Source organism: Pseudomonas mediterranea CFBP 5447 (genome assembly GCF_000774145.1).
In the GTDB taxonomy this organism is placed as follows: Bacteria; Pseudomonadota; Gammaproteobacteria; order Pseudomonadales; family Pseudomonadaceae; genus Aquipseudomonas; species Aquipseudomonas mediterranea.
In genome coordinates this window covers 1,290,016-1,298,733 of record NZ_KN322987.1, presented here as the reverse complement: position 1 = coordinate 1,298,733, position 8,718 = coordinate 1,290,016, and the positions used below count along the sequence as shown (strand labels likewise).

At 62.5% G+C, this 8,718-nt stretch carries 9 protein-coding genes; 3 read left to right on the top strand and 6 right to left on the bottom strand.

Features of this window, described 5'->3' with window-relative positions:
• Positions 1–25 precede the first annotated feature (25 nt).
• Both N005_RS25595 and N005_RS25590 read right to left on the bottom strand, forming a co-directional pair.
• Positions 26–778, bottom strand: coding sequence for an anti-sigma factor family protein (locus N005_RS25595; RefSeq protein ID WP_047703736.1), 753 nt, complete (start codon positions 776–778; stop codon positions 26–28).
• Positions 775–1,281 carry a sigma-70 family RNA polymerase sigma factor gene (locus tag N005_RS25590; RefSeq protein WP_047703735.1) on the bottom strand — a complete coding sequence of 169 codons (507 nt, stop codon included), beginning with the start codon at positions 1,279–1,281 and terminating at the stop codon, positions 775–777. The genes N005_RS25595 and N005_RS25590 overlap by 4 nt, the downstream gene beginning before the upstream one ends.
• 167 nt (positions 1,282–1,448) lie before the next feature.
• Here N005_RS25590 and N005_RS25585 point away from each other — a divergent pair, with 167 nt between their 5' ends.
• On the top strand, positions 1,449–2,543 hold the full coding sequence (locus N005_RS25585) for a catalase family peroxidase (RefSeq protein WP_047703734.1): 1,095 nt from the start codon (positions 1,449–1,451) through the stop codon (positions 2,541–2,543).
• Entirely contained in the window at positions 2,540–3,076 is a 537-nt protein-coding gene (locus N005_RS25580; RefSeq protein ID WP_047703733.1) for a cytochrome b, read from the top strand. The genes N005_RS25585 and N005_RS25580 overlap by 4 nt, the downstream gene beginning before the upstream one ends.
• 57 nt (positions 3,077–3,133) lie before the next feature.
• On the opposite strand, the gene N005_RS25575 is transcribed toward N005_RS25580, so the two are convergent.
• Entirely contained in the window at positions 3,134–4,285 is a 1,152-nt protein-coding gene (locus N005_RS25575; RefSeq protein ID WP_047703732.1) for a M14 family metallopeptidase, read from the bottom strand.
• A 482-nt stretch (positions 4,286–4,767) separates the two neighbouring features.
• Positions 4,768–5,106, bottom strand: coding sequence for a DUF6124 family protein (locus tag N005_RS25570; protein ID WP_047703731.1), 339 nt, complete (start codon positions 5,104–5,106; stop codon positions 4,768–4,770).
• A gap of 128 nt (positions 5,107–5,234) precedes the next feature.
• Between N005_RS25570 and N005_RS25565 the strand changes: the two genes are divergently transcribed.
• Positions 5,235–5,882 carry a LexA family protein gene (locus N005_RS25565; protein WP_047703730.1) on the top strand — a complete coding sequence of 216 codons (648 nt, stop codon included), beginning with the start codon at positions 5,235–5,237 and terminating at the stop codon, positions 5,880–5,882.
• Between the two features lie 28 nt (positions 5,883–5,910).
• Here N005_RS25565 and N005_RS25560 read toward each other — a convergent pair whose 3' ends face one another.
• Together N005_RS25560 and N005_RS25555 are read right to left on the bottom strand one after the other, a co-directional pair.
• Positions 5,911–7,860, bottom strand: a complete 1,950-nt coding sequence (locus tag N005_RS25560; RefSeq protein WP_047703729.1) for an acetyl/propionyl/methylcrotonyl-CoA carboxylase subunit alpha — start codon at positions 7,858–7,860, stop codon at positions 5,911–5,913.
• The gene (locus N005_RS25555; protein ID WP_047703728.1) at positions 7,857–8,705 is read right to left on the bottom strand and encodes a gamma-carboxygeranoyl-CoA hydratase; all 849 of its coding nucleotides are present in this window, start codon (positions 8,703–8,705) and stop codon (positions 7,857–7,859) included. Before N005_RS25555 ends, N005_RS25560 begins: the two co-directional genes overlap by 4 nt.
• Positions 8,706–8,718 lie beyond the last annotated feature (13 nt).

Below are 8,718 nucleotides of genomic sequence, written 5' to 3'. Positions count from 1 at the left end.
GCTCCCACAGGGGTGGGCGGTGGGGTCAGAAATCCAGGGTTTGCTTGAGCCTTTGGGCGGCCGGTATGTCGCTGGGGATGACCATCGCATAGTTGTACCCCGGCCCGGACCAGTATTCGGCCTGCAGTTCGCCGTCGCGCCGGCTGCCCCGGGGCAGGAGGAAATTCCTCGGCCCCGGTGGGCGCACGTAGAAGCTGATCTTCTGACCGCTTTCATCCTGGTAGACGATCATCGCCGCCGCGCCCTGCTCGGTGCTGAGCAAGCGGCCGCTGACCGGTTTGAATCCCGCACCGGAAAGATCCGGGAGGCGGTTGGCGTGGCTGAAGTAACGGTCGAGCCAGCCTTGCATGCTACTTTCATCGCCCGTCTGGTAATCGGCCGGCAGGATGCCTTGCTGGGCAAACAGCCGGTAGGCCTGCAGGGCGTCAGCCATGGGGTGGGCGGCGCTGAGGAGGGTCATTTGACGGGCCTGCCAGCCACCGAAACCGCCCACGCTGACGGCCAGCAACAGCACTGCGGCACTGGCCAGGTGCCGGCGTGAGCGATGTTTGAGCCGTTGGCGGATCAAGGCCGGGTCGAGCGCCGGATTGGCCGGTTGTTGCAAGGCGCCACTCAGGGCCGTGCGCAGGCGCAACGCGTCCTGTTGCCAGGCCCGGACCCGGGCAGCGACGTCAGGGTGGCTGTTCAGGTAGGTGTCCATCAGGTGCTGGTCGGCTTCGCTCAATTGGCGATCGACGTAGGCGTGCAGGTCGCGGTCGCTGGGGGGCATGCTGATCATTTGAGTATCCGCAGGGTGGGGCGGGTGATTTCGCCTTCGCTGAGTTGGCGTAAGGCCTGGCGGGCGCGGGACAGGCGAGACATCACGGTGCCGGTCGGCACGCCGAGGATGTCGGCGACTTGCTGGTAGCTCAAGCCTTCCACCGACACCCACAGCAGCAGCGCCCGCTGCTCGGTGGTGAGTTGGTCGAAGGCCTGCAAGGACGATTGGGCAATCACGCTGCGCTCGGCCGAGGGGTGCGTCTCGTCGCGACCGGTGAAGAACTCCAGCATGCGGGCATAGCGTCGGGAGCGGCGATGGCCATCGAGAAATTGCCGGTACAGGATGGAAAACAGCCAGGCCCGCAAATCGCCGTCCGGACGCTTGTCGTTCCATTTTGACAAGGCCCGCTCCAGGCACGTCTGCACCAGGTCGTCGGCATTGCTGGGGTTGCGCGTCAGCGACACGGCAAACCGCCGTAGTCGGGGGATGAGCGTGCGCAACTGGTCATCGAGTTCGTTCATGGGCGTTTGGCGTCCGGTGAGCCTTCGCTGAGTGAGACTGGAAAGACGATCCCCGAACGAGATTATTCCAGCGTAGGAAAAATAAATACGAGGCGTGGGAATAAAACCATTGGGCCTTCGTCTGACGGGTCCTTTCCTCAAATGGCCTTGAGCCTTGGAGCTTCGTCATGGTTGATCCTTCCTCTTCACCTGGCCCGGCATCGGGTCGGCCACCGTTGAGTGCCGCCAGCCTGACCCTGCGCCTGGGTGGTATTGCGGTGATTGTTGCCGCACTGGCGGGGGCGTTTGCCTACGTCAACGGCACCCTTGACCCACAGCGTCTGACACCCAAAGCGCTGGTCAATGTGCTGGAAAAGAACAATGGGATTCATCCGGGCTTCCGGCGTAATCACTCGAAGGGCGTTTGTGTCGCCGGCTATTTCGAAAGCAGCGGCGAGGCGCGGGTCTATTCCAGCGCCCAGGTGTTCATGGCCGCACGAACGCCGGTCGTCGGACGTTTCGCCTTGCCCAGCGGCAACCCGTACGCGCCGGACGGCAGCGTACCGATCCGCAGCCTGGCGCTGCGCTTCACCCAGGCCAACGGCCAGCAGTGGCGTACCGGCATGAACAGCATGCCGGTATTTCCGGTGGGCACGCCTGAGGCGTTCTATCAGTTCCAACAGGCCCAGTCACCGGACCCCGCCACGGGGAAACCGAACCCGACGGCGGTACCGGCATTCTTTGCCGCTCACCCGGAAGCCATGCCGTTTCTGCAATGGATCAAGACCGCCAAGCCGTCGGCCAGCTATGCCACCGAAACCTACAACGGCATCAACGCATTTTATCTGGTCAATCCGGCCGGGCAACGTCAGGCGGTGCGCTGGGGCGTGGTCCCGTTGACCGCCGACGCGGCGGATGCGCCACCCGCCCAGGGCGCCGACTACCTGGAGCAGGACCTGACCAAGCGTCTCGCCGCCGGACCGTTGCGCTGGCGGTTGAACATCACCCTGGCCAATCCTGGCGATCCGGTGAATGACGCCAGCAAGCCATGGCCCACCGATCGCAAGGTGCTCAACGCGGGTACGCTAGTGCTGGAGAGTACCCAGGCGCAGGACAACGGCGAATGCCGTGACATCAACTATGACCCGCTGATCCTGCCCAGCGGTATCGAAGGTTCCGAAGACCCGCTGCTGGCCGCGCGCTCCGCCGCGTACGCCAGTTCCTATCTGCGGCGTACCAGTGAAGTGAGCCAGTTGCCCGCCACCCAGGAGTCCCGCCCATGAGCGCCCCCCGTCACTTCGCACCCTTGGCCCGGCTGCTGCATTGGCTGATGGCATTGATGATCATCGCCATGCTGTTCATCGGCGCGGGCATGGTGGCCTCGGTGTCCGAGCGGCATGAGTGGCTGCTCCAGTTGCACAAGCCCCTGGGCATCGCGATTCTGTTGCTGGTGATCGTGCGCCTGGCGGTGCGCTTTACCACGCGCCCACCAGCGTTGCCGAGGGATCTGCCGGGCTGGCAGGTACTGGCGGCGAAGGCCTCCCATGTCCTGTTGTACGCCTTGATGCTGGTCTTGCCGCTGTTGGGCTGGGGCATGATCTCTGCGGCGGGGGACCCGGTGATGCTCAGCAGCTCGCTGCAACTGCCCTCGATCCTGCCGGCGAATGCCCAGACGTTCGCGTGGTTGCGCAAGGCCCATGGCTACCTGGCCTACCTGCTGTTCCTGACCGTGCTGGTGCATCTGGCGGCGGCACTGTTCCACGGCTGGGTACGGCGGGACGAGGTGTTGGATAGCATGTTGCGCGGCAAATCCTGATCAGCAGAAACCGTGGCGAGGGAGCAAGCTCTCTCGCCACGGGATCAGGTCGCTGGATCAGCGCAACTCGTCGACCATATCCGCCACCGTGCTCAGCACATCCTTGCCCAGTTGCATCGAGCGCTTGCCGGACCAGCCGGTCTGCGGGTTCGGGTGGTCGTCGTGGTCCTTGAAGGGCATTTCCAGGGTCAGGGAGAGGCAGTCGTATTTCTGGCCGACCGCGTTGCAGGCCAAGGTCATGTTCGCCTGGCCCGGTTCATCGCGGGTGTAGCCATGGGTGGTCTGGAAGTCCTTGGTCTGGTGCTTGAGGTGGCTGCGAAAGCGCTCCTCGAGTTTGGCGATGCGCGGCGTGTAGCCGGGGTTGCCTTCGCTGCCGGCGGTGAAGACGTGGGGGATGGTCTCGTCGCCGTGGATGTCGAGGAACAGATCGACGCCGTACTTTTCCATTTGCTGCTGTACGAAGAATACCTCGGGGCTGATCTCCGGGCTGGCGTCCTGCCAGGCACGGTTGAGGTCCTGGCCCATGGCGTTGGTACGCAGGTGCCCATGGAACGCGCCGTCCGGGTTCATGTTCGGCACCAGATAGAGATCGGCCTTGGCCAGCAACCGGTTCAGTTGTGCGTCGTCCTGATCCTGCAGGCGTTCGATCACGCCCTCCATGAACCATTCGGCCATGTGCTCGCCAGGGTGCTGCTGGGCGATGATCCAGACCTTGCGCCGGCCTTCGGCACCGCTGCCCTTGCGCAGCAACTGGATATCTCGTCCCTCGACGCTTTTACCGGTGGCCAGCAGTTCGGTTCCGGCCTTGTGCTGGGCCTGCTCGATCAGCCAGTCATGGCGGCCACGGCCGTAGGGCTCGAAATAGGCAAACCAGGCGTGGGGCTGTTCGGCTTCCAGGTAAAAACGCAGTGAATCGCCTTCGAATTGGGTCGGAACGCGGAACCAGTTGACGTGATCGTAGGAGGCGACGGCCTGGTAACCCGGCCACCCTTTGCTGTAGGTCGATTGACTGGCGTTGAGCAGGCGGAAGGAATATTCATGGCCCACATGCAGGCCGCTGGCCTTGAAGTGGAACCACTGGAAGTGGGCGCTGCGGGTGTCGGGGCGGATTTTCAACAGCGATTGCAACGGATTGCTGATGTCCACGACCTGGATGTTGCCGCTGTCGAAATTGGCGCTGATATCAAAAGACGATTTAGCCACGGTCACGATTCCTTTGAGAGGTTTCCATGGCCGTTACTTTACACGCAAGGAAGGGGAGATCGAGACGATTTGCGTCATAAAACAGGGGGCGTCCTCCCTGGACGCAGAAGCAGCTTAGAGAGTTCGCAGTTGATTCTCAAGTGCTGGCCGTCGTTAGTTTTTGCCGGCTTGGCGGGGGGTTGGGTAAGGAATAATCGCCGCCGTCATCGAATCGGCCGCGCCCGCCAAAGACTTCACCAACCGAAGCAATAAACCGGAAAATCGGCAAAAAAAGACCCGGCAATGAGCCGGGTCAAAAACCGTGATTAGCCTGATGAGGAGATACTCCAGAAGTCCGACCTAAGGCCTTCTGGACTATCGACCGATCTCGCGATCAGTTGATGCAATAATAATCATTATCATTTGCAGGTCAAATGTTTTTATTGCGCGTATTGGAAAATATTTCCTGACGCCCGCAGCCGCAGTGCCGTTCTCGTTGACTACGCTGCTTATCGAGTCGGGTAGCCATCCAGGGAGCGGTCCAGCATGACCTTGGCCAGATCAATCATATGCACCACGGAGAAGGCCAGGTCACGGCTCGAACCCTGCAGCCGGTTGGCGGACTCGTGGGCGGTCGCTGCCGCACAACGCAGCAGGTCGCACGCATGGACGAGGGCTTCCTCGCCAGTGATATTGCGGTTCACGTCGAAAAAGCGGTGTTCCTGTTCATCCGAAACACCCGGTTTCAAGTAATAGTCCAGCGCCCGTTGGGCCGCCGGGCAATCCTGGAGCGAAGGGAACGGGGGGTTGAAAGGTCCGGTGGGCTCGTCTTTGTTGAAGATATCCATGGTGTCGAGGTTCTCCGTAGTGGGCTGAAATCCTCGATCCAGAATAGTACGCATCGTAATTGTGACGACAATTTAAATACTACAATATGTGTTTTGATGGTCGGAGTCATCCACGTATCGTGCCGCTCATGGATAAATGGATAGAGTTGGTCAAGGCCAAAATGAAGGAGCTGCGCGTCACGCAAGTGGTGCTCGCAGAACGTCTGGGGATGTCACAGGGCGGCGTCGGCCATTGGCTGACCAAGCGCCGGCAGCCCAGTGTCGAAGACATGAACCGGGTCCTGCAGGAATTGGGGATGGAGTTCCTCGAAGTGGCGATGGTGATCCGCGAGCCGGATACCTCGACCGAAGAGGGCATGACCCTGGCGCAGAAGTACAACCCGTACTTCCGCTACCCGGTGAGTGACTGGCACGACGTCGGCGAAATCCGCGAAGTCGATCCCGAGCGCTACAGCCAGGGGCGTTATGAGTTGACGGATTACCACGCCCAAGGCGATGCGTTCTGGCTGGTGGTGATGGGCGACGCGATGACCGCGCCGACCGGGCTGAGCATTCCCGAAGGCATGTCGATCCTGGTGGACCCGGCCATCGAGGCGGTGCCCGGCAAGCTGGTGGTCGCCCAGTTGCCGGGCAGCAGCGACGCGACCTTTCGCAAATTGATCGAAGAAAGCGGGCAACAGTACCTGGTTCCGCTCAATCCGACTTACCCGAAAACCTTGTACACCGAGCAATGCCGCATCATCGGTGTGGTGGTGCAGGCCACCATCAGGTTCTGACCGGATCGGCCCTTGGACGGGCCGATGCCTATTCTTCGAATGCCACCAATGCGCTGCCCTCGCTGACCATTTCCCCTTCCTGGCAATACAGCGCCTTGATCACTCCGGTCTTGGGCGCACGAATGCTGTGCTCCATTTTCATCGCTTCCAGGACCACCAGTTGTGTCCCGGCCTCAACTGTCTGGCCGGGGCTCACCAGCACCCGCACGATGCTGCCGTTCATGGGCGCGGTCAGGCCGCCCTGATGGCTATGGCTGGCTTCGGCGGCGGCCAGCGGGTCGTACACCTCGACGTGACGCAGATCGCCCTGCCATTGCAGATACAGGCTGTCGCCCTGGCGAATGGCCCGGTGGCTGCGACGCAGGCCGTTGTGTCCGATCACCAGGTGTTCGCCGCGAAGTTCGGCGGCTGCGGTCTGGACGTCCAGCGTCACCGCTCGATCCTGGCCTTCGCAGCTCAAATGCAACGTGGTTTCCCTTGGCAGTCCCAAACGCAGGCCGGTGGTCGCGGACCACGGGGAACCGGCGTCGTCAGGGCGTACCCGCGGCGTCAGACCCAAGGCGAAACCCTGGGCGGCTGCGGACCAGAAGTCGTCATTCAATTCACCAGGTTCTGGCAGTAATTGCGCTTGGTAACGTGGGATAAATCCGGTGTCCAGCTCCGCTGCGGCGAAGGCCGGGTGGGCGATGATGCGGCGCAGGAAGCCGATGTTGGTTTTCAACCCGCCGATGGCAAACTCGTCGAGCATGCTCAACAGCCGCAACCGCGCCTGTTCACGATCCTCACCCCAGGCAATCAGCTTGCCGAGCATCGGGTCATAGAAGGGCGAGATCTCATCGCCTTCCTCGACGCCGCTGTCGACCCGTCGTCCCGGTCCTGCGGCAGATTCGCGATACAGCGCCAGGCGCCCGGTGGCCGGCAGGAAGTCGTTGGCCGGGTCTTCGGCGTACAGCCGAACTTCGACAGCGTGGCCCCGCAGCGGGACTTGTTCCTGGGTGATCGGCAGCGGCTCGCCTTGAGCAACGCGAATCTGCCACGCCACCAGGTCCAGCCCGGTGATCGCTTCGGTGACCGGGTGCTCGACCTGCAACCGGGTATTCATTTCCATGAAGAAAAACTCGCCCCGCGAATCCAGCAGGAACTCCACCGTGCCGGCGCCGACGTAGCCAATCGCCTGGGCCGCGCGGACGGCAGCCTCGCCCATTGCCCGGCGCAGTTCCGGGGTCAGGCCTGGGGCGGGAGCTTCTTCAACGACTTTCTGGTGACGGCGCTGAATCGAACAATCGCGTTCGTTGAGATACAAGCAGTTTCCGTGCTGGTCGGCGAACACTTGAATCTCAACGTGACGTGGTTTGAGCAGGTATTTCTCCACCAGCATCCGTGAGTCGCCGAACGACGATTGCGCCTCACGCTGCGCCGAGGCCAGGGCTTCGGCCAGTTGGCTGACGTCCTCGACGACTTTCATGCCCTTGCCGCCACCGCCGGCGGTGGCCTTGAGCAGCACCGGGTAACCGATGCGCTCGGCGGCGGCGCGGAACGTTTCCAGATCCTGGGCTTCGCCATGGTAACCGGGCACGAGGGGCACGCCGGCGGTTTCCATGAGGGCCTTGGCCGCGGATTTGCTGCCCATGGCATCGATGGCCGAGGCGGGCGGACCGAGGAAAATCAGTCCGGCGTTTTCGATGGCCCGGGCGAACCCGGCATTTTCCGAAAGAAAACCGTAGCCGGGATGAATGGCCTGGGCGCCGCTGGCCTGGGCGGCAGCGATCAACTTGTCGATTTGCAGGTAGCTATCGGCCGCCTTGCTGCCGCCCAGGTCGACCCGGATGTCGGCTTCACGGCTATGGCGGGCGTCGCGGTCGGTGGCGCTGTGCACCGCTACCGTGGTCAGGCCCATGGCCTTGGCGGTGTGCATCACCCGGCAAGCGATTTCACCGCGATTGGCCACCAGCAAGGTGGTGAGGACAGGGGCGCTCATCGACGGGGCTCCTCATGTTTGGATGGGGCAGATTTCGATGGGACAGGTTTCGATCCGGCCTGCCAGTTCGGCGGCCGTTTCTGCAGAAAGGCCCGCAAGCCTTCCTGCCCCTCCGGGCTGACGCGGATGCGGGCGATGGCGTTCTCGGTATAGCGTCGCAGCGCCGGGGTCAGGGCGCCGTTGCCGACTTCGCGCAGCAGCTCCTTGCTGGCACGCATGGCCGCCGGGCTGTTGAGCAACAGGTTATCGATCCATTGTTCGACCTGATCGTTCAGCGTCTCGGGCGGATAACTTTCCGACAGCAAACCGATCTCTTTCGCACGTTGTCCGCCGAAACGTTCAGCGGTGAGGGCGTAACGCCGAGCGGCCCGTTCGCCAATGGCCTGTACCACGAACGGGCTGATCACTGCCGGCGCCAGGCCGATGCGCACTTCCGACAGGCAGAACTGCGCATCATCCGCGCCAATGGCCATGTCGCAGGCGCTGATCAATCCCAGCGCGCCGCCAAACGCCGCGCCTTGGACGACAGCCAGCGTTGGGATCTTCAGCTTGGCGAGGTTGTACATCAGCTCCGCCAGTTCCCGGGCGTCGTCGAGGTTGGTGTGGTAGTCGAGTTCGGCCGACTGCTGCATCCAGGCCAGGTCGGCGCCGGCGCTGAAGTGTTTGCCACGGCCGCGGATCAGCAGGAAGCGCACGCTTTGATCGCTGCTGACCTGGTCCAGCGCGAGAATCAGCTCGCGAATCATTTCGGCGTTGAACGCATTGTTTTTCGACTCGCGGCTCAACCACAGGGTGGCAACGCCGCGCGGGTCGGTCTGCAGTTCAAGGGTGTTGAAGTGGTCCATGGGCATTCCCCGG